Origin of the sequence: Microbacterium sp. M3, from assembly GCF_033548675.1 — a bacterium.
Taxonomy (GTDB): domain Bacteria; phylum Actinomycetota; class Actinomycetes; order Actinomycetales; family Microbacteriaceae; genus Microbacterium; species Microbacterium arthrosphaerae.
In genome coordinates, this window is record NZ_JAWTZT010000008.1 from 30,095 (window position 1) to 50,019 (window position 19,925).

18 protein-coding genes are annotated in these 19,925 nt (G+C 72.2%); 5 read left to right on the top strand and 13 right to left on the bottom strand.

The window, feature by feature from the left end; all coding sequences use genetic code 11:
- Nucleotides 1–32: 32 nt before the first annotated feature.
- The 10 genes from R8Z57_RS16950 to R8Z57_RS16995 all read right to left on the bottom strand — a co-directional run bounded on the left by R8Z57_RS16950 (nucleotide 33) and on the right by R8Z57_RS16995 (nucleotide 12,628).
- On the bottom strand, nucleotides 33–914 hold the full coding sequence (locus R8Z57_RS16950; RefSeq protein ID WP_318354962.1) for a MurR/RpiR family transcriptional regulator: 882 nt from the start codon (nucleotides 912–914) through the stop codon (nucleotides 33–35).
- The gene (murQ, locus tag R8Z57_RS16955; protein WP_318354963.1) at nucleotides 914–1,846 is read right to left on the bottom strand and encodes an N-acetylmuramic acid 6-phosphate etherase; all 933 of its coding nucleotides are present in this window, start codon (nucleotides 1,844–1,846) and stop codon (nucleotides 914–916) included. Before murQ ends, R8Z57_RS16950 begins: the two co-directional genes overlap by 1 nt.
- Entirely contained in the window at nucleotides 1,839–2,771 is a 933-nt protein-coding gene (locus R8Z57_RS16960; protein WP_318354964.1) for an N-acetylglucosamine kinase, read from the bottom strand. The genes murQ and R8Z57_RS16960 overlap by 8 nt, the downstream gene beginning before the upstream one ends.
- A complete protein-coding gene (locus tag R8Z57_RS16965; RefSeq protein WP_318354965.1) occupies nucleotides 2,768–3,988 on the bottom strand; it encodes an anhydro-N-acetylmuramic acid kinase in 1,221 nt (406 codons plus the stop codon). Before R8Z57_RS16965 ends, R8Z57_RS16960 begins: the two co-directional genes overlap by 4 nt.
- Nucleotides 3,985–5,400: a glycoside hydrolase family 3 N-terminal domain-containing protein gene (locus R8Z57_RS16970; RefSeq protein ID WP_318354966.1), complete on the bottom strand. Its 1,416-nt coding sequence runs from the start codon at nucleotides 5,398–5,400 to the stop codon at nucleotides 3,985–3,987. Before R8Z57_RS16970 ends, R8Z57_RS16965 begins: the two co-directional genes overlap by 4 nt.
- A gap of 1 nt (nucleotide 5,401) precedes the next feature.
- Nucleotides 5,402–6,229: a carbohydrate ABC transporter permease gene (locus R8Z57_RS16975; protein WP_318354967.1), complete on the bottom strand. Its 828-nt coding sequence runs from the start codon at nucleotides 6,227–6,229 to the stop codon at nucleotides 5,402–5,404.
- Nucleotides 6,226–7,200: a sugar ABC transporter permease gene (locus R8Z57_RS16980; RefSeq protein WP_318354968.1), complete on the bottom strand. Its 975-nt coding sequence runs from the start codon at nucleotides 7,198–7,200 to the stop codon at nucleotides 6,226–6,228. Before R8Z57_RS16980 ends, R8Z57_RS16975 begins: the two co-directional genes overlap by 4 nt.
- A 9-nt stretch (nucleotides 7,201–7,209) precedes the next feature.
- On the bottom strand, nucleotides 7,210–8,502 hold the full coding sequence (locus R8Z57_RS16985) for a sugar ABC transporter substrate-binding protein (RefSeq protein ID WP_318354969.1): 1,293 nt from the start codon (nucleotides 8,500–8,502) through the stop codon (nucleotides 7,210–7,212).
- Nucleotides 8,503–8,708: 206 nt separating this feature from the next.
- A complete protein-coding gene (locus tag R8Z57_RS16990) occupies nucleotides 8,709–11,783 on the bottom strand; it encodes a hypothetical protein (protein ID WP_318354970.1) in 3,075 nt (1,024 codons plus the stop codon).
- Nucleotides 11,784–11,881: 98 nt separating this feature from the next.
- Nucleotides 11,882–12,628, bottom strand: a complete 747-nt coding sequence (locus tag R8Z57_RS16995) for an EAL domain-containing protein (protein WP_318354971.1) — start codon at nucleotides 12,626–12,628, stop codon at nucleotides 11,882–11,884.
- 183 nt (nucleotides 12,629–12,811) lie between these two features.
- Here R8Z57_RS16995 and R8Z57_RS17000 point away from each other — a divergent pair, with 183 nt between their 5' ends.
- Entirely contained in the window at nucleotides 12,812–13,156 is a 345-nt protein-coding gene (locus R8Z57_RS17000) for a hypothetical protein (protein ID WP_318354972.1), read from the top strand.
- Nucleotides 13,157–13,163: 7 nt separating this feature from the next.
- Here the strand turns inward: R8Z57_RS17000 and R8Z57_RS17005 are convergent, their stop codons facing one another.
- Nucleotides 13,164–13,604 carry a helix-turn-helix domain-containing protein gene (locus R8Z57_RS17005; RefSeq protein WP_318354973.1) on the bottom strand — a complete coding sequence of 147 codons (441 nt, stop codon included), beginning with the start codon at nucleotides 13,602–13,604 and terminating at the stop codon, nucleotides 13,164–13,166.
- A 230-nt stretch (nucleotides 13,605–13,834) separates the two neighbouring features.
- Here R8Z57_RS17005 and R8Z57_RS17010 point away from each other — a divergent pair, with 230 nt between their 5' ends.
- Complete coding sequence (locus R8Z57_RS17010; protein WP_318354974.1) at nucleotides 13,835–15,181, top strand: sensor domain-containing diguanylate cyclase; 1,347 nt, start codon at nucleotides 13,835–13,837, stop codon at nucleotides 15,179–15,181.
- A gap of 161 nt (nucleotides 15,182–15,342) precedes the next feature.
- Here the strand turns inward: R8Z57_RS17010 and R8Z57_RS17015 are convergent, their stop codons facing one another.
- Entirely contained in the window at nucleotides 15,343–16,137 is a 795-nt protein-coding gene (locus R8Z57_RS17015) for an ABC transporter permease (protein WP_318354975.1), read from the bottom strand.
- The gene (locus tag R8Z57_RS17020) at nucleotides 16,134–17,201 is read right to left on the bottom strand and encodes an ATP-binding cassette domain-containing protein (protein ID WP_318354976.1); all 1,068 of its coding nucleotides are present in this window, start codon (nucleotides 17,199–17,201) and stop codon (nucleotides 16,134–16,136) included. The genes R8Z57_RS17015 and R8Z57_RS17020 overlap by 4 nt, the downstream gene beginning before the upstream one ends.
- Before the next feature lie 61 nt (nucleotides 17,202–17,262).
- Here R8Z57_RS17020 and R8Z57_RS17025 point away from each other — a divergent pair, with 61 nt between their 5' ends.
- The 3 genes from R8Z57_RS17025 to R8Z57_RS17035 all read left to right on the top strand — a co-directional run bounded on the left by R8Z57_RS17025 (nucleotide 17,263) and on the right by R8Z57_RS17035 (nucleotide 19,911).
- A complete protein-coding gene (locus R8Z57_RS17025; RefSeq protein ID WP_318354977.1) occupies nucleotides 17,263–18,279 on the top strand; it encodes a helix-turn-helix transcriptional regulator in 1,017 nt (338 codons plus the stop codon).
- A 52-nt stretch (nucleotides 18,280–18,331) separates the two neighbouring features.
- The gene (locus R8Z57_RS17030; protein WP_318354978.1) at nucleotides 18,332–18,826 is read left to right on the top strand and encodes a heme-degrading domain-containing protein; all 495 of its coding nucleotides are present in this window, start codon (nucleotides 18,332–18,334) and stop codon (nucleotides 18,824–18,826) included.
- A 146-nt stretch (nucleotides 18,827–18,972) separates the two neighbouring features.
- The gene (locus tag R8Z57_RS17035; RefSeq protein ID WP_318354979.1) at nucleotides 18,973–19,911 is read left to right on the top strand and encodes an SDR family oxidoreductase; all 939 of its coding nucleotides are present in this window, start codon (nucleotides 18,973–18,975) and stop codon (nucleotides 19,909–19,911) included.
- Nucleotides 19,912–19,925 lie beyond the last annotated feature (14 nt).

Here is a 19,925-nt window from a genome sequence, read left to right on the forward strand (position 1 = left end):
ACCGGAGCTGGGCCGGCGACCGGCGACGCGTTTCAGCCGGCGACGGCGGCGTCGTGGTCGGGGCGGCGGGACTGCACGGCGTCGTAGGTGCGACGCAGGCTCTCGGTCATGACGGGGAAGTCGTCGCGCAGCACGAGCACGAAGAGCATGTCGATGAGGGCGAGCTGGGCGATCCGGCTCGCCATCGCGCCGCTGCGGAAGCGGCTCTCGCGCACGCTCGTGCGCAGCACGACATCGCAGACGTCGTCGAGCGACGACTCGGCGGCGTTCGTGATGCCGATGGTCAGGGCGCCCGTGCGCCGGGCGACCGTCAGGAAGTCGAGGGTCTCGCGGGTCTCACCCCGGAACGACACCCCGATCGCGACCGACGCGTCGTCGAGCAGCGCGGCCTGCGCGAGCGCAAGGTGGATGTCGACCGAGACGGCGGCGGGCTTGCCGATGCGGCCGAGCTTCTGGAAGAGGTCCTGGGCGCTGAGCGACGACGCGCCCGCACCGTACAGCTCGATGCGACGGGCCGAGCGGATCGCCGCGACCGCCTGGGCGACGGCATCCGTATCCAGCATCTGCGCCGTGTTCTGGATCGCCTGCACCTCTTGGAAGGCGATCTTCGCGACGGTGTCGGCGATCGAGTCCTCGGGGCCGATCTCGCCCTCGGCGATGTCGAAGCTGACGCGCTGGGCTTGATCGCGGCTGAGCGCGCTGATGACGTCGAGCCGGAACTCGCGGTAGCCCGGGTACCCGAGGCTCTGGCAGAACCGCGCCACCGTCGACTGCGACGCCCCGCTGACGTCGGCCAGCCGCATGATCGTCGCGGTGCGGACGAGATCCGGATCGTCGAGCACGGCGTCGGCGACCCGGCGCTCCGAGGCGCTCAGCCGGTCGCGCGACTGGCGCACACGGAGCAGGACGTCCATCACGCCGCCCCCGACGTGCGATCGAGCGCGTCGCGCAGGCGGCCGTCGGCATCCGAGAGCGCGCGAGTCGCTGCATCCGCCGTCAATCCCCTCATGCACATCAGTATTGCGGGCTTCACCTCCCACTCCGTATCGGCGAGCGCCCGGCGCGCCAGCGGGGGGTCGACGTCGGCCACGCCCATCACGGTGCGCACGGCCCGCGCGCGCAGCTTCTCGTTGGTCGCGCGCACGTCGACCATGTGATTGCCGTAGGTCTTCCCGATCCGCACCATCGCCAGTGTCGAGATGGTGTTGAGCACGATCTTCTGCGCCGTGCCGGCCTTGAGCCGCGTCGAGCCGGCGACGAGCTCGGGCCCGACGATCACCTCGACCCCGACGTCGGCCGCGGCCGACAGCGCCGAGTCGGGGTTGCAGCTGACTCCGACGGTGGCGGCGCCGCGGTCTCGTGCCTCGGCGATCGCGCCCAGCACGTACGGCGTGCGTCCCGAGGCCGTGAGCCCGACCACGCAGTCGTCGGGCCCGATGCCCGCGCGCGCGATGTCGGCGCGGCCCTGGCCGGCGTCGTCCTCGGCGTTCTCGACCGCCGAGCGGATCGCGGTCTCGCCGCCGGCGATGATGCCGACGACCCGCTCGGCCGGCTCGCCGAACGTGGGCGGGATCTCGCTGGCGTCGAGGATGCCGAGCCGCCCCGGCGTGCCCGCCCCGATGTACACCAGGCGCCCGCCGCGCTGCATGCGCTCGGCGGCGAGGTCGACGGCGTCGGCGAGCGCGCCGGATGCGGCCCGCAGTGCGTCGGTGACCTGCCGGTTGTGGTCGACCATCGCGGCCACCAGGTCGTCGGTCGCCATCAGGTCGAGATCGCGGAAGTCGGGGTCGACCGCCTCGGTCGTGAGCTCGGCCAGCTGATGGCGCAGATCGTCGAGGTCAACCATTGCGGACCACGCTCCCCTCGTAGGCGCTCCCGGGCGTCCGGGCGATGTACTCGGCGCCCGCGAGCGCGTCGCCGCGGGGCTCGACCACGGAGAGACCGCGTTCGCGCAGCCGCTCGCGCAGCACGTCGCCGAACACGGCCGAGCGGGCGATGCCGCCGGCGAGGCAGAACGGCGCCATGCCCGCGCTGCCGCCGTCGGCGTCGGCCGGCGACCCGGCCGCGACGCAGGCCCGCACGACGGCGTCGACCGCGCGGTCGACGATGTCACGGGCGACGGGATCTCCGGATGCCGCCGCCTCGAGCACGTGCGGAGCGAAGCGCGCGAGCTGCCGGGCGGGTGCCGCCGTGTCGGCGACCCAGCGCGGCAGGGTGCTGAGCGGCGAATGGAGCTCCAGGGCGGCGGAGGCGAGCGCCGTCGCCGGACCCCGGCCGTCGTGCGCCGCGAGCACCGCCCGGAGCCCCTCCTGGCCGATCGCGCGGCCGCTGCCCTCGTCTCCGAGCCACGGACCCCAGCCGTCGACCTGCGACAGCGTGCCGGCCCCGTCGAGCGTCAGCAGCACCGTGCCGGTGCCGACGATGACGATCGTTCCCGCCGTGCCCTCGAAGGCGCCCGCGTGCGCCGTCACCGCGTCCGTGGTGACGGCGACCGGCGCCTCGACGTGCGCGGCGACCAGCTGCGCGAGCGAGCGCGCCGCGGCCGGGGCGGCCTCGGCGCCTGCCGCGCCCACGCCCATCGACGAGATCGACGAGCGCAGCTCGAGGGGCAGCTCGCTCAGCGTCGCGACGATCGCGGCGAAGGCCCGCGCATCGCCGTCGTTGTCGGCGAGGCCGGGCACCCCGGCGCCGTGCGCGGAGAACTCGGCTCCTTCGGCGGTGGCGCGGATGCGGCATCCGGTCTTTCCCAGGTCTACGGCGACGATGCTCACGATCGGTCCTCTCGGGTGCGCACGCGCAGGCGCGACGTGTGGGTCGGCGGGGGCGTGACGGTGGGGACGGGGGCGACGGACAGATCCCATTGACCGGCGACGGCGGCGCGGCCGGCCGGGGTGCCGGGCAGCTCCAGCGGGACGCGCGCCGCCGACAGGTACGCCAGCGTGGCGAACATCACCGCTTCGCGCGCGTCGGCCGGGATGCCCCACGCGTCGCTGAGGTCGACGGGGAGTCCGAGGCGCTCGCGCAGCCGCGCCAGCAGCACCGGGTTGCGCGCGCCGCCGCCCGACACGATGACGCGTGCGGCGCCCGGGGCGGCCGCGGCGAGCGCGTCCGCCACCGTCGACGCGGTCAGCTCGACGAGCGTCGCGCACACGTCGTCGAGCGACGGCACCGCCCCTGACGCAGCCTCGGCCGCGCCGCGGGCCTCGAGGGAGCCGAGCGCGTCGTCGACGGTGGCGAGGGTGAACGTCTCGCGGCCGGTGGTCTTGGGGGGTGCGAGCAAGAAGTACCGGTGCGCGCGCAGGCGCGCCAGCAGGTGCTCGTCGACGCGGCCGGACGCGGCGTGATGCCCGTCGCGGTCGAAGGTCTCGGCGCCGGCGGTCTCGCGGGCGACGTAGGCGTCGAGGAGGGCGTTGGCGGGGCCGGTGTCGAAGCCGGTCACGTCACCGTGCGGATGCACGACCTGCAGGTTCGCGATGCCGCCGAGATTCAGCGAGGCGACCGGCGCACCGGCGTCGGCCGCCACGGCCGCAAGCCAGCGGGCGTCGAACGCGGCGATGAGCGGTGCTCCCTGGCCTCCCCCCGCGACGTCGGCGACGCGCACGTTGAACAGCACCGGGCAGCCGGTGGCGCGCGCGATCCACGCCGGCTCGCCGACCTGCAGCGTGCCCCACACGGTGGCGCCGTCGACCCCGTGGAAGACCGTCTGCCCGTGCGCGCAGACGAGGTCGGGCCGAGCGTCGTCGCCGGCGAACCGCACCGCCGCGCGCGCGAACGCCTGCCCCACCGTCGTCTCGAGCCGGCACCACCCGGCGGGGTCGAGAGCCTCGCCGGCGACCGCCCGCATCACGAGGTCGCGCTCGGCCGGCAGCCACGGCTCGGTGCCCGTCGCGAGGATCTCGACCTCGAGCCCGTCGGCCGCGGCGATGTCGACGAGTGCCGCGTCGATGCCGTCGGCGCTCGTGCCGGACTGCAGCGCGAGGATCCTCATCGCCCGGCCTCCGCCCACGCTCGCACGATAGCGGCCGAGAACCGCGAGTCGGCGCCGAGCTGCACCACCGCGGCGTCGAAGCCGCCGGGGAGGGCGCCGACGTTGACGACGACGGACTCCCCCGCCGCCCGCACCTCGTCGATCACACCGCGCTGTGTCGTGCTCGGACGATCGGCCACGACGGCGGTCACGTCACCGCCGGGCGAGGCGAGCTCGCGCAGCGCGTCGGCGACCGGCACCGCACGGGTCGCGGCGGCCATCGTGGCACCGGCCCGCGCGTCGACGACGCGTCCGATGCGGGCGAGTGCCGCGACGGATTCGGTTGCGGATGCCTCGGCCAGCGCCGCCGCGATGGCCGCCGCGTCGCCGGGGTCGACGTCGACCCGGGCCCCCGCCGCAGCGTGGTCGGCGACCGCGTCGCGCTCGGCGGCGAGCCGTGCGGACAGGGCGCCCACACGGCGGTGCGCGTCACGCAGGCGGTCGAGCGGCAGCAGACCGTCGGCCACGGCAGCCTCGATCGCCGCCACCACCTGGGCGTACTGCTGCGCCGCGTCGATGCCGGCGAGCTCCGGGTTGCCGAGGCACACCAGGTCGGCTCCCGCGGCCAGAGCGCGCGCGGCGCCGCGTCCGATGCCGTAGGTGTCGGCGATCGCGGCCATGTCGACGGCATCCGTCACCACCACGCCGTCGAAGCCGGCGACGCGCAGCCGCGCGAGGGCGGCGGGATTGACGGTGACCGGCTCGTCGCCCCATTCGGGCACGACGATGTGCGCCGTCATGACGGCCGGCACCCCGGCCGCGATCGCCGCCTGGAACGGCAGCGCGTGCCGCTCGGCGGTGGCCTCGGGGATCGTCGGCAGCCCGCGATGCGAGTCGACGTCGGTGTCGCCGTGCCCCGGCCAGTGCTTGACGCACGCCGCGACGCTTCGGCGGGAACGGAAGCCGCGCACCGACGCGGCGACGCGATCCGCGACCATGCGGGGGTCGGCGCCGAACGAGCGCGCGCCGATCACCGGGTTCTGCGGGTTGTCGTTGACGTCGGCGCTCGGGGCGAGCACGAGGTCGATGCCCGCCCGCCGCACCCGCTCCGCGAGCACCGCGCCGACGCGCTCCGACACGTCGGCCGGCACCAGCCCGAGCTGCGCGGGCGACGGCAGCGTCGAGCCGTCACGGCCCTCGAGGCGCGTCACGACGCCGCCCTCCTCGTCGGCCGCGACGAGCGTCGCGGGCCGCGCCGCGCGGATCGCCGCCGCGAGGCGGGCGGTGCCGTCGGGGTCGGCGGCATCGACGTTGCCGGCGAACAGGCACACTCCCCCGAGGCCGCGGTCGAGTTCGGCACGCACCCACTCGGGCAGCTCCGTGCCCGCGAATCCGGGCAGCAGAACGCCCGGCACCAGCTCATCGGGGCGCATGTCAGCCCTTCACCGCCCCGGCGACGAGCCCGCTCGACAGGCGCCGCTGCACGATGATGAAGAACACCATGACGGGGATGGTGATGATCGTCGACGCGGCCATGACCGCACCCCAGTCGTTGGAGTGCACGCCGAAGAACTGCCGCAGGCCGATCGAGACGGTGTAGTTCTCGGTCGCGCCGCCCAGCAGCGTCATCGCGAAGATGAACTCGTTCCACGCGGTGATGAAGGCGAACACGCTCGTCGCGACGAGCCCGGGCGCCACCAGCGGCAGCAGCACCGAGCGGAACATGCGCCACCACGAGGCGCCGTCGATGTACGCGGCCTCCTCGAGCTCGACGGGGACGGCGGCGACGAAGCCGCGCAGCATCCAGATGCCGAAGGGCAGGGCGAGTGCGGTGTAGACCACCATGAGTCCCATCAGCGTGCCGAGCAGCTGCAGGTCGCGCACCTGGACGAACAGCGGGATCACCAGCGCCTCGAGCGGCACCATCTGCACCACGAGGATCATCATGACCAGCTGCGTGCGCAGCCGGAACCGGAACCGCGCCACCGCGACCGAGGCGAGGAGCCCCAGGAACCCGGCCGCCACCACCACGACGAGGGCGACGATCAGCGAGTTGCGCAGGTACGTGGCGAAGCCGCCGTCCGTCAGCACGTAGACGAAGTGATCGAGAGTGAAGTTGCGCGGCACGAGCTGCGCACCGCCGGAGGGGTTCTCGTCGACGGCGCTCACGAGCATCCAGTACGTCGGGAAGAGCGTGAAGACGAGCAGCAGGAAGACGAGGACGCCCTTGAGGATCCGTCGTCCGAGTGAGGGCCGGGTCACAGCTGGTCCTCCTTGAGCAGCCGTCGCACGTACACGACGGTGATGGCCAGCAGCAGCAGGGTGAGCAGCACCGCGATCGCCGAGCCGAAGCCGTACCGGTTCTGGCCGAACGACTCGACGTACGACCACACCCCGAGGTTGAGCACCTCGCGGTTCGATCCGGCGCCGCCGGGCATGAGGTAGACCTGCGCGAACACCTTGAAGTCCCAGATCGTCGACAGGATGATGACGACCGCGAACACCTGGTTCAGTTGCGGGAACGTGATGCTCCAGAAGCGGCGCCACGCGCCGGCACCGTCGAGGGATGCCGCCTCCAGCGACTCCTTCGGCACGCCGAGGAGGCCCGCGAGCACCGTGACGGCCACGAACGGGAAGCCGTGGTGGATGACGTTCAGCAGCACGATCGCGTAGAACGACCAGCGGTTGGTGAACCAGTTGACGGGCTCGTCCATGAGACCCATCGCCATGAGCACCTGGTTGAAGATGCCGCGGTCGGCGTCGAAGATCCAGATCCACACGTACGTGCCGGTGACGGCGGGCATCGCCCAGGCCGCCATGATGGCGCTCGCCACGACCGTGCGCCAGAAGGTTCCGAGCGACTGCAGCAGCAGCGCGACGAGGGTGCCGAAGGCGACCGTGCCGAACACCGCGAGGGCGGCGAAGCCGACCGTGTTGGGCAGCACCACCGTCCACAGCGTGGGGCTCGTCAGCACTTCGACGTAGTTGGCGCCGCCGATGAAGTTCGGCTCGCCGGAGACGATCTCGCGCAGGCCGTAGTCCTGCAGCGAGAACAGCACCACGCGGATGAGGGGCCACAGCAGCAGGCCCGCCAGCACGATCAGTGCCGGGGCGAGCAGCATCCAGGGCCGGAGGCGATCGATGGGCCGGCGGCGGGATCCGCCCGCGACCGCCGCGCCGGCGGCGGAGGAGCTGCGCTCCTCCGCCACCTGCGCCTGGGGCATGAAGGTCATGCGTCCGTCTTACTGGCCGTTGAGGGTCGCGGTCATCTCGGCGGCGGCATCCTTCGCCGCCGTCTCGACGTCCTTCTGACCCGACAGGATGGCCTGCATCATGGCGCTGGTCGTCTTCTTGGCCTGCACCGCGCCGAACGTCGGCGTCACCGGCACCGAGGCTCCGCCGTCGACCATCTGCGTCGCGAACGGCACGACCAGCGGGTCGGCGCTCTCGATCGACTGCTCGAGCAGCGACGTCTGGCCGGGGAAGTACCCGCTCTGCTCGCCCCACTTCTCGGCGAACTCACCCGTGGTCATCATCTTGACGAACTCGAACGCGAGGTCCTTGTCGTCGGCGGTCTCGAAGACGCTGAGGTGCGAGCCGCCCAGCACCGACGGGGCGATGCCGCCGTCCTCGCCCGGGATCGGGACGGCTGCGAACTTGCCTTCCATCTCCGGGTTCTTCTCGACGATGGCCGACGGCGTCCACGAGCCCATGACGCCCATGCCGATGGTGCCCGCCGCGAAGCCGTCGAGCACATCGGTCTCGCGCCACGTGGTGGCACCGGCCGACGACAGGTTGTCCTCGGTCGCGAGCCCGGTCCAGAACTCGAGCCCGGCGATCGACTCGTCGGAGTCGAGCTGGCTGGTCCACTCGCCGCCGTCCTCGGTGGCGACCTCGCCGCCGGCGCCCCACACCCACGGGTACACCGTGAACTCGGCGTCGCCCGGCACCGCGATGGCCGTCATGTCGGGGTGCGCAGCCTTGATCGCGAGGGCCGCGTCGCGCAGCTCCTCCCAGTTCGTCGGAGCATCGAGCCCGAGCTCCTCGAACAGGTCGGTGCGGTACACCAGCGACCGCACGCCGGCGTACCACGGCATGCCGTACATCTCGCCGTCGTACGTGCCCGACTCGACCAGGCCCTCGACGAGGTCGCCGTCGAGCCCCTCCTCCGAGACGTAGTCGCCGATGGGCGCGAGCGCGCCCGCGTCGGCGAACTCCGGCGTCCAGGTGGTGCCGGTCTCGGCGACGTCCGGCGTCGTGCCGCCCGCGATTGACGTCACGAAGCGGTCGTGGGCGTCGGCCCACTGCACGAACTCGACGTTGAGCGTCGCCCCGGTCTCCTCCTCGAACGCGGTGGCCACCTCGTCGAAGAACGGCTCGGCGTCGGGGTTGGTCCCCTCCATGATCCAGACATCGAGCGTCTTGCCTTCGCCCGAGGCCGAATCGTCTCCTTCTCCACCGCCGCCGCCGCTGCAGGCGGTGATGCCGAGTACTGCCACACCCAACACGGCGATGGGCAAGATGCGCTTCCTCATGTGAACTCCCTTGTGCGTCGGCCCTTCGGCCTCGACAAGCTTATGGAAGAAACATCCAGATGTCACGATGGGTTCGGAACTTTCTCCCAAACGTTATGAACGGATGCCGCGGCACGGCCGATCCTCGATGCGCCGAGCCCTGCCGGTTCATGCGTCCGCGCCCGGTCTGGCCGCCGGGCCTCAGGCCCGGAGCGCGAGAACCCGGCTCAGACCTCCGTGCCCGCCGAAGCCTCCGCGCGCGCCGCTGTGTCCGTCGACGCCCCGTCGCGCCGCCCCCACGGCAGCGCGAGCAGCACGCCGACCACGAGCAGCACGGCCCCGAACGCGGCGGCGGCCCAGGGCGTGGCATCCGGGATCTCGAGGTACGTCGTGATGCCGAGGATCCTCGAGAGGCCCCACGGCAAGAGGCCCATCTCGTCGTTCCAGAGGGTGAGGGCCGCTTCGAGGCCCGCGATCCCCACTGCGACCGCGGGAATCGTGAGCCCCGCACCCACGGCGGCGAGCACGAAGCCCGTCGCGCGTCGCGCGCGCACCTGCGCCGCCAGCGCCCAGCCGGCCGCGACGAAGACCCAGACGAACAGTGCGAAGGCGACCGAGATGTACACCGTGCGCAGCACCGGGTCGGTCCAGAACGCGAACCAGTAGCCGCCGGGGCCGGTGAACGACAGGGCGAAGAGGGTGAGGATGCAGCGGAGCATGACGACCCCGCCCACGGCGGCGATCACGGGCCACGGCGACCGCTTCCAGAGGAACAGCCGCAGCACCAGGGCGAACACCGCCCACGCGCCGATGATGACGGCGAGATGCGTCCACGACAGGAACGACGTCTGCACCGCGCGGGTGGCCACGAGCAGCGCCACCGGCACGATGAGCAGCAGCCACCGGTCGAGCTCGAGCATGCCGAGCGTCGACTCGCGTGCGCGCCACGGGCGCGTCGACGCGATCCACGTGGCACGCGCCGCGGCGGCGCCGGGCTTGGCGACCAGACGGGTGCGGGCGGCCAGCATGCCGATCACGACCCACGCCGCCGCGAGCACGAGGAGTCCGCGCGCGAGCCACGCCATCGTCAGGTCGCGCTCGGCCCGCTCGACGCCGAGCTGCGCGGCGGTGAGGTTGAACGCCGGATAGTCGAGGTCGCCCTCGTACCGTTCCAGGTGCGTCGCGGCGAGGTCTTCGTAGACGGCGCGGTCGGCGTCCCACGCGGCGTACGCGTCGGGCGACAGGGTGTCGTGCCACTCCCCCTGGTGCAGGATCATCGCCCGGTACGCGGCGAGCAGGCGCAGTGTGTCGAGCTCGTACTCCAGCGTGCCCACGAACGCGTCGCGCATGCCGGCGGAGTGCCAGGTCGCGGCATCCGTCTCCGTCACGAGCTCGCGCATCTTCTCGACCGCCGCGACCGCGTCCTCACCGCCGGCGATCGCCGCGTCGACGCCGTCCGAGGAGCTGTCGCGCACGATCGCGTAGAGCACGTCGAGCACGGCGGAGTCGCCGGTGAGGATGTCCCACTCGAAGATCCACATCATGGGCGGCGGCTCGAGGCCGATCGCGAACACCCGCTGGTCGGCGAACTGCTCGATGTACATGCCCTGCGCGATAGCCTCGCGCGACAGCGTCATCGCCTCGGCGATCGCCGTGACGGTCTCGGGGTCGTCCGAGAACCACTCCCGCGCCCAGCCGGCGGTGATCGCGGCGACGTCGGCGTCGGGGTCCTGCGCGAGGGCGGCGGCGACCTGCGTGTTCAGCTCGTACAGCTGCCAGAAGCCGCTCTTGAGGTAGAGCGACATGGGTCCCGCGCGCCAGGGCCCGCCGTCCTGCGTCCACACCCACACGCCCTCGATACGGTCGTTCGCGGCGAGCAGCTGCTGCAGCGCGCCCTGGTACTGCGGGCCGAGGTCGTTGGGGAAGGCGCCGAAGTTCTCGAACTCGCGCCGGCTCTGGAACTCCACGATGCGCCGCTGCTCGCCCTGCTCGAGCGTGTGGTTCAGCGGCAGCCACGTGTAGAAGTCGCCGAGCGTGTACTTCGTCGACACGATGAGCGCCGGCGAGTCGATGCCGTCGAGCACCGCTTCGTACGACGCGTCGTTGGTGTGCATGTCGCCGACGGCGCCGACGCCCACGCTCCAGGTGCGGAAGATGACCTCGCGATCGGATGCCTCGGCCTGCCCCGTGAACGCCCCGAGCATCGTCCGCACCGCGTCGACCGTGGTCACCTCGAGAGCCGAGTAGTAGTCCCAGCCGCCGACGTCGTACACGGGACCGGCCTCGCCGATGCGGATGAGGACGCCGTCGAGCGCGGGAACGGCCTCGTAGAGCTCGTCGAGGCCGGCGGTGTAGACGTCCCAGAACTCGGGATTCTCGGTGTCGAGCGAGCCGAAGCGGTCGGTGAGGTAGCGCTCCAGCGGCCCGGTGAGCGCGAGCATGTCGGTGCGCAGGAACACCTGCACGCCGAGCTCGTCGGCGCGCTCCCAGAACGGGGCGAAGGCCTCCCGCAGTGCGAGCGCCTTGTCGCGGTGGTCGTCGCCCTCGGGGTAGACCGCCGTCCCGCCGTCGACGCCGTCGAAGGTGACGAACTCCACGAACCCGGGCCACGCGACGGCGTTCACGCCGTTCGCGAGCGACTGCCGGAGGAACCCGTCGAAGTCCTCGTAGGCCGCGGCGAGCGCCGCCTCGTCGATGTACGGCGGGTCGGGCTGCACGACGGCGGCGAACGCCTTGGACGCGTGGGAGTAGTCGTCGCCGACCTCCCACTCCACCGGGTCGGGGATGACGCCGACGGCCCCGAGGTCGCTCATGCGCAGCGGCAGCCGCGACGGCTCGTGCGCCCCGAGCAGGTCGGTGACCGGCAGCGCCGCGCGCACGTGGTTCGCGAGGTCGTAGATCGCGCGGGTGGCGCCGGCCTCCGAGAGCGCCGAGATGCGCAGCGCGGTCGCGTCGCCCTCGAGCGTGTAGCCGTCCGCCGTCTCGGGGCGGAGCGTCGGAAGCAGGGTCACCGTGAGCGAGGCTTCGCCGGAGCGGGCGGATGCCGAGGCCACCGCGTCCGTCAGCGCCTCGACCGCGACCGTCAGCCGCTCGGTGTCGGGCACGTCGAGACGCGTGAAGTCCGGCGGCGCGACGGGGTCGGCGACCGAGGCCGCGACGGCTTCCGCCGGGCGCATCTGCTCGGCCGGCTCGGTGCGGATGCCGAGGGCGTCGCCCACCGCGACGGCCACGCCGAGCCCGAGCGCGAGGAGCACCACGACGGTGACCACGGCGAGGATGCCTCGCCGTGTCGCCCTCGTCATGCGACAACGGTACTCGGTGCCGGAGGCCGCTCCCGCCGCGGGTGCCTCAGAAGCACGGGGTGGCGGCATCCGTTCCCCAACCGTGACCTTCGCCGCGCCTACGGGAACGCGATCTCGGAGTCCGGCTCGCGGATGAGGAAGCCCTGCGCGTGGTCGCAGCCCAGCCGGACGGCGATGTCGAGGTGGGTGAGCGTCTCGATGCCCTCCGCCACCACGCGCAGGCCGTGCGCGTGCGCCGTGGCGACCTCTTCACGCAGGGACGCCTGCGCCTCGGCCTGGGTCGCCCGCACCAGCGACCCGGGGATCTTCACCTCGTCGAGCGGCAGCTGCCGGAGCCGGTCGGGCGGCAGGGAGGCCGTGCCGTATCCGGCGAGCGAGATCTCGACGCCCCGGTCGCGCAGCATCTGCAGGCGGGGCAGCAGCGCGGAGTCGGCGGAAGGCTGCGGGTCGGAGGTCAGCTCGAGGATGAGCGATCCCGGACGAAGCGCGCGGCGGGGGACCTCCGTCGCGACGTGCTGGGCGAAGGAGTCGTCGTCGAACTGCAGCGGCGAGACATTGACCGCCACGGCCCAGTCCCGTCCGCTCTTCCGCCACTCCTCGAGTGTGTCGAGACCGTCGTCGAGCATGCGGCGCCCGAGCGCGTGGATCACGCCGGTGCGTTCTGCGACGTCGATCATCCGCTGCGGGTCGATCTCGCCGAGGTGGGGATGCCGCCACCGGCAGAGCGCCTCCGCGGCGACGACCGAGCCGGTCTCGAGCGAGACCTGCGGCTGATAGACGGCGAAGATCTCGGTGGTGCGGACGGCGGAGGCCAGGTCGTCGGCGAGGTCTTCGGTGGAGCGCACCCGACAAGTCGACCGGTTCTGCGGCGCCATCGCAAGCCGAGGCCGGGCGCGCGACGATCGGCTACAGTGCACCTCCTCGGCCTCGAAGGGGGGAGGCCGCCGCACGGCCGAGCGGGCGCTCTTCGAGCGACATCCACCGGGTCCATATACTCTTCTCGTCGCCGATATAGCAGGAGGATCGCGATGGCGTTTCGCAATCTGGAGACGTTGGAGTCTTGGCTCGCCGAGTATCGCGCACTGGAGAAGCCGCTCGCCCGCGCCGCCCGCGTGATGGTGCAGGACGGCGACGGCGGCGCGAACACCGGACTGGTGGTCTTCAACCTCGATCACGCGCCGACGGGCGTGTTCATCCAGCCGGCGCCGGACGACTCCTCGCGATGGGTCGCCACGATGGAGCCGCGCGAGGAGAATCTCGTCCTCGACCCGGCCGGACTGCTGGAGCTCTCCGCCGAGCTGGCGGCCGTGGCGCACCTGTGCGCGTTCCTGGAGTCGAAGTCAGGAGCGTACGAGGGCGACGACGTCGCCTGAGCCGCAGCTAGTGGCGCGCGCCGATCGTGGCCTTGGTGAGCGCTTCGAGCAGCGCGGCCGAATCCCCCACCCGCGTCTGATCGGCCTCGCCGACGGCGATGTCGAAGTCGTCGTCGAACCGGTTGAGCGCCGACCAGGGGTCTGCGGCGATGTCGATCGTCGCCGTGATGCGGTTCACCCGCCGGTCGGTGGGATCCACGTCGCGGCGCACGAGGGAGCGCTCGACCAGCCGGTCGATCAGCGTCGTCACCCCGGCCGCCGTGATCCCGAGGTACTCGCGCAGCGCCGTCGGGCGCGTTCCGGGATTGCCGACGATGAACAGCAGCGCCCGCGCGTCGGTGTCGCTGATGCCGAGGGTCGCGCGCGCGGCCACCAGCGCCGCGTTGCGCGCGTCGAGGTACTGGCGCAGCGCTTGCCCGAGTGTCAGCGCCGGTGTGTCGTTCGCCATGCCGACATTCTTCCTCAGGTCGGACGGAAGCTGTACAACTCAGCTTCGAGATATTTAGAAAACTTATTTAAGAATTCAAACTATACGGTAGAGTGGACCCGCCCGCCGACGTGACGTCGCCTGCCGTCTCGCCACCCACTGCCGTGCAGAAGCCAGGAGACCCTCGTGATGAACAGCGAAGCGCTAGTCGGATGCCGCGCCCTGGCGATTCTCCCCGATACGAGCACCCCGTGCTAGGCCTCGCGACGTGCGGGCTGCTCATGGTCGATCGCGCGTCCACGATCCTCGACGCGAACGCGCAGCTGCTGGAGTGGCTCAACTGCGAGCGCGATGAGGTCGTCGGCAGGCAGCTCGAAACGCTCCTGACCCTGCGGATGCCGCTCACCGACGCCGACGGGCAGCGCCCCACCGATGCCACCCTGCACGGCATGTCGGGGGTCGTCCGCCCCGTGGTGGTGGGCTCGCTCGGTACGACCGAGTGCGGCGCAGAACGTATCGCGGTCTACGACGTGTCGACCCGGTCGGCGTTCAACCTCGGATTCCGCGGTGCCGAGGCCAAGACCGAGCGCGGCCGGCAGCGGCTGCAGATCCTGCTCAACGCCGCCGTCGGCTTCGGCAACGTGCGCACCGAGCTGGACGCGGCCGAGCTGCTGGTCGACGTCGCCCAGCGGGCGTTCGCCGCGAGCGCCGTCAGCGTGCACATCAGCGGATCGGACGGACTCTTCCACGCTGCGGGCGTGAATCCGCTCGCCGCCCACTGGCCGGCCGGCCTGCGGGCAGCGGGAACCGTCACCCTCACCGGCGGCAAGGTGCTGATCGTGCGCTCGCCCGAGGAGGCCGACACGTACGTCCCCGGTGCCGGCATGAGCGACATCTACCGCGCCGGCGGCGTGCACGCGGCGATCGCCTCGCCGATGCGCTCCCACGGCGATGCGGTCGGCTCGATGATCTGCTTCTTCGACCACCCGCGCGAGTTCGACGAAGAGGCCGTGCCTCTTGCCGAAGCGCTCTCGAACCAGGCCGCGCAGGCGATCGCGCGGATCCGGCTCGAAGACACGCTCCGTCGCGCCGCCATGCACGACGAGGTCACGGGCCTGCCGAACCGGCGGCTCATCGAGGAGGACGTGACGCGCACGCTGCTGCAGGGCTACTCGGCGCTGACCGTGATCTTCATCGACCTCGACGGCTTCAAGGCGGTCAACGACCTCCTCGGCCACGCCGCCGGCGACGCCCTCCTGCGCGAGATCGGACAGCGCCTGCGCGGCGTGATCCGCGAGTCGGACGTGCTCGGCCGATTCGGCGGCGACGAGTTCATCGCGGTCGCCACGGTCGACAACGTGGCCGATGCTGAGGCTCTCGCCGACCGCATCCGCGCCTCCATCGCAGAGCCGTACGCCGAGCTGCCGCCCGTGCTGTCGATCACCGCGAGCGTCGGCGTGGTGACCGTCGGCAACGACGGCGCCCCCGTCATGGACCAGCTCATCCGCGCCGCCGACCACGCGATGTACGAGGCGAAGATGGCCGGCGGCGACCGCGTCGCCGTCGCCCCCGTCGAGTCGGCTCCGATCTTCCAGTAGGGGCCCGGGTTCTGCGGCAGCCGGGGGCGTTTCGTCTCGGTCGCTGGCGCTCCCTCGCTCAACGACCGGGTCGGGTTTCCGGTCGTTGAGCGAGCGAGGAACGAGCGAGACGAAACGCCCCGGACCCGGCGCAGGCGCCGAGTCCGGGCATCCGTCCGCCGTCAGCTGCTCTTGCGCATCGCGCGGATGCCGACCGCGAGGCCGATCAGCGCCAGCACGATAGCGGCGATCCAGCCCCACAGCACCTCGATCGCGCCGAGGTCGCCGGCGAACAGCGCGCGCTCGGCCTGCACCACCCAGTTCACCGGGTTCACGGTCGCGACGGCGCGCATCCACGCGGGGCCTTCGTCGAGCGGCAGCAGCATGCCCGAGAGGATCAGCAGCGGGAAGATCAGGGTCTGCTGCACGCCCCAGAAGAGCCACTCGCGGTCCTTGGTCTTGAGCGCCAGCGTGTACGACAGCGACCCCAAGCCGATCCCGAACACCGCCAGCAGCGCGAGCCCGATCACGAGCCCCGGCACGTTGATCGTGAAGCCGAACGGCCACGCGATGAGCACGATGACGAGCGCCTGCACCACGATCGGCGCGATCTCCTTGAGCGCCCGGCCGACGAGCAGCGACGATCGCGCGAGCGGCGCGACGAGCGTCCGCTCGTGCGAGCCCGTCATCATCTCGTACTGCAGGTTCGATCCGGTGGCGCCGGTGCCGAACAGCACGATCATCACGAGCACGCCCGGGACGAACCACTGCAGCGTCTCCCCCACCGGCGCCCCCGAGGTTCCAACCAGCAGCGGCGCGAACAGCCCGAGGAACACGAGCGGCTGCACGAGGCTGAAGATCAGCGTGAACGGGTCGCGCACGACGGGCTTCAGCTCGCGCGTCAGTACGTTCCACGTGTCGCGCGCGGGGTTCGCCCGCACCGCGGTGTCGGGCCGGGTCTCGATCTGCGTGGTCATCGCTTCGCTCCTGTCGCCTGGACCGCCGGTTCGGCGGTGACGGATGCCTCGGCCGAGGCATCCGTCTTCTTCTCTTCGTCATCGGGCTCGCCCTCGCCCTCGCCCGCCTCGCGCAGCGTGCGTCCGGTCAGCGCCAGGAACACGTCGTCGAGGGTGGGCGGCACGCCCGTCGCCGTGCCGACGGTCAGCCCGGCCGCGTCCAGCGCGCGGACCGCCGCCGGCAGCAGGGCGTCGCCCTCCGGCACGGTGAGGACGACGGATGCCTCGTCCCGGCGCACCTCGCGATCGGTGAGTCGCTGCACCACGGCGACGGCGGCTGCGGCATCCGCCTGCGAAGCGAAGCCGAAGGTGAGCACGTCGCCCGCGAGCTCCGCCTTGAGCCGGGTCGCCGTGTCGTCGGCGATGACCCGGCCGCGGTCCATGACCATCACGCGCTCGGCGTAGCGGTCGGCCTCCTCGAGGTAGTGCGTGGTGAGGAAGACCGTCGTGCCGTGCTGCTGCCGCAGCTCGAGGATGTGCTGCCACAGGTTCGCCCGGCTCTGCGGATCCAGTCCGGTCGACGGCTCGTCGAGGAAGATGAGCGGCGGCGCGTGCATGAGTCCGAGCGCGATATCCAGCCGGCGCTTCTGGCCGCCCGACAGCTGCTGCACCGACCGGTTCGCGAAGCCGGCGAGGTCGAGCGACGCGATGAGCTCGTCGGCACGGGTGCGCGCCGCGGCCTTCGACATGCCGTAGAACGCCCCCTGGCTCAGCAGCTCGTCGCGGGCGCGCTGCGAGAAGCTGCCGCTCGTGAGCTGGCCGACGTAGCCGATGCGGGCGCGGACGTCCGCCGGGCGACGCAGGATGTCGAAGCCGACGACGCGGGCCGTGCCCGAGGTCGGCGGGATGAGGGTGGTGAGCATGCGCAGGCTCGTGGACTTGCCCGCGCCGTTGGGCCCCAGGAACGCGACGAGCTCGCCGCGCGTGACCTGGAACGTGAGATCGGTGACCGCCTCGACGGTCTTTCCCTTGACGGTGAAGCGCTTGGTCAGACCCTGCGCCTCGATGATCGGTTCGTTCGCCATGACGACAGGCTAGGAACGGATGCGGACAGATACTGTCCGCTTTCTGCGGCAATCTTGACTCATGTCCGACACCACGACTCGCGCCCTCTCGCTGCTGAACCTGCTGCAGACGCATCGGCATTGGCCCGGCTCCGAGCTGGCCGGACGCCTCGGCGTGACCGAGCGCACGGTCCGCCGCGACGTCGAGCGCCTGCGCGAGCTCGGGTATCGCATCGAGTCGACGCCGGGCGCCGCGGGCGGATACCGGCTCGAGGCCGGCAGCGCCGTACCGCCGCTGCTCCTCACCGACGAGGAGGCGGTGGCGATGGCGATCGGGCTGCGGGTGGCGGCATCCCAGCGTCTCGTCAGCGGTCCGGAGACGACGATCACGGCGCTCGCGAAGCTCGAGCAGGTGCTGCCCGCTCCGCTGCGCCGCCGGGTGGTCGCGCTCGCCGAGAGCGTCCAGCCGGCGGGCCTCAATGCCGGCGCCGCCGTCTCGGGCGAGGTGCTGGGCGAGCTCGCGCTGGCGTGCCGCGACCACGAGCGCGTGCGCTTCACCTACACCGCCGCCTCGGGCGAGGTCACGAGGCGTCGCGTCGAGCCGCACGCGCTCGCGCCGGCCGATCGGCACTGGTATCTGCTGTGCTGGGACCTCGAGAAGGACGATTGGCGCACCTTCCGCGTCGACCGGCTGGATGCGGTGGAGCACACGAGAGTGCTGTTCGAGCCGAAGCCCCTCACTGCGGAGCAGATCGAGGAGTTCATCTTCGTCGCGCGGTCGTGGGTGCGCCAGGCGGTCGAGGCCGACGCCGTGATGGACCTGCCCCTCGATCGGATGCGTGAGCTCTTCGGCCAGTGGGGACAGGGAGCCTCGGACGAGGGCGACGGCCGGACGCGGTGGCCGGTCGGCGGTGCGGACTTCCGCGAGACGATGTACGGCTTGTCGTGGATCCCGGCCGGGGTGGAGTACACGACCGACCTGGCTGCGCCCGCGCGGGACGAGCTGCGTGAGACCCTCCAGCGGATGCTGCGGGCGCTGGACGCCCCGCCGCCCGCCGTGCCCCCGCAGCGGCTGCGTGAGCGCGCCCCCGGTCGTTGAGCGAGGGAGCGCGGGCTGCGGCATCCGTCGCTCTCCGCGCTAGCGTGATCCCATGCCCGACGACATCGCCGCCCAGCTCGCCCGCGTCGAAGCCGACGAGGCGGAGGTGGTGCTCACCAGATTCGATGTGACGGATGCCTGGGCCCTCGGCCGGCGCATGCGCAAGGCCGCCGCGGCCCGGGGCCTGCCGATCGTCATCGGCATCACGCTCGGCGAGGCGCGGGTGTTCCACACCGCGCTGCCCGGGTCGAGCGCCGACAACGACGGCTGGCTCGAGCGGAAGACGCGCGTCGCGCGCCGGTACGGGCGCTCGTCCTTCGGCGTCGGCCTGTCGTTCCGGGCGGCCGGCAAGGACTTCGACACCGACGGCCGCCTCGACCCGGCGCAGTACGCCGCGCACGGCGGCGTCTTCCCCCTCACGATCGCGGGCGTCGGCATGGTCGGCACCGTCGGCGTCTCCGGCCTACCACAGGCCGACGACCACGCGTTCGTCGTCGAGCACCTGCGCGCGTGGCGCGACGAGGCCCAGCGCTCCGACGGCTCCTGACCGGCGGCAGCGCCTCCCGTCGCCGAGGCACCGCCGCGCCACGGCTCGGCCGCAGCCACGGATCCCCGGTCCCTGGATGACCGCGCCCTGAATCCGCGACGCGCCGCGCCGCAGCATGGAAGCACCGACCACGACAGGAGCCTCCCATGCCGAAGCCTCTCGACATCACCGTCCCCGACCTCACCGGCACGCTCGCCCTCGTCACCGGCGCGAGCGACGGCGTCGGCCTCGAGATCGCCGCGCGTCTCGCCCGCGCGGGCGCCGACATCGTCATGCCCGTCCGCGATCACGCGAAGGGCGAGGCCGCCGCAGCGCAGATCCGGGAGCGCACCCCGGCCGCCGGCATCCGTCTCCTCTCCCTCGACCTCGCGTCGCTCGACTCGGTCGCGACCCTCGCGTCGGAGCTGCGGGCCGACGGCCGCCCCATCGACCTGCTCATCGCGAACGCCGGCGTCATGAACCCGCCCACCCGCCGGCTCAGCGCTGACGGATTCGAACTTCAGCTCGCCACCAACCACCTCGGCCATTTCGCACTCGTCGCGCACCTGCTCCCCCTGCTCATCGAGGCGCGGGCGCACGTCGTCAGCCAGGTGAGCATCGCCGCCGACCGGGGCGCGGTGAACTGGGACGACCCGAACTGGGAGCGCGGCTACGACCCGATGAAGGCGTACAGCTCGTCGAAGATCGCCTTCGGCCTCTTCGCGAGCGAGCTGCAGCGGAGATCGGATGCCGCAGGCTGGGGCATCCGCAGCGCCCTGTCGCATCCGGGCATCACGCCGACGAACCTGCTCTCGGCCCAGCCGGGTATGGGCCGGCCCGACGACACGACGGCGGTGAAGGTGATCCGCGCGCTCTCGCGGCGCGGCGTCCTGGTCGGCACTCCGTCATCGGCGGCACTCCCGGCGGTGTACGCGGCGACGAGCCCGGACGCGCGCGGCGGTCACCTCTATGGGCCGAAGGGCTTCCGCCATCTGGGCGGACGGCCGGCGGAGCAGCCGGTGTACTCGCGGCTGCAGAGCGCGTCCGACGGCCGGCGCGTGTGGGAGCTCTCCGAGCAGCTCACCGGTGTGCGGGTCACGGCGTGACCGAGTCACCGAGT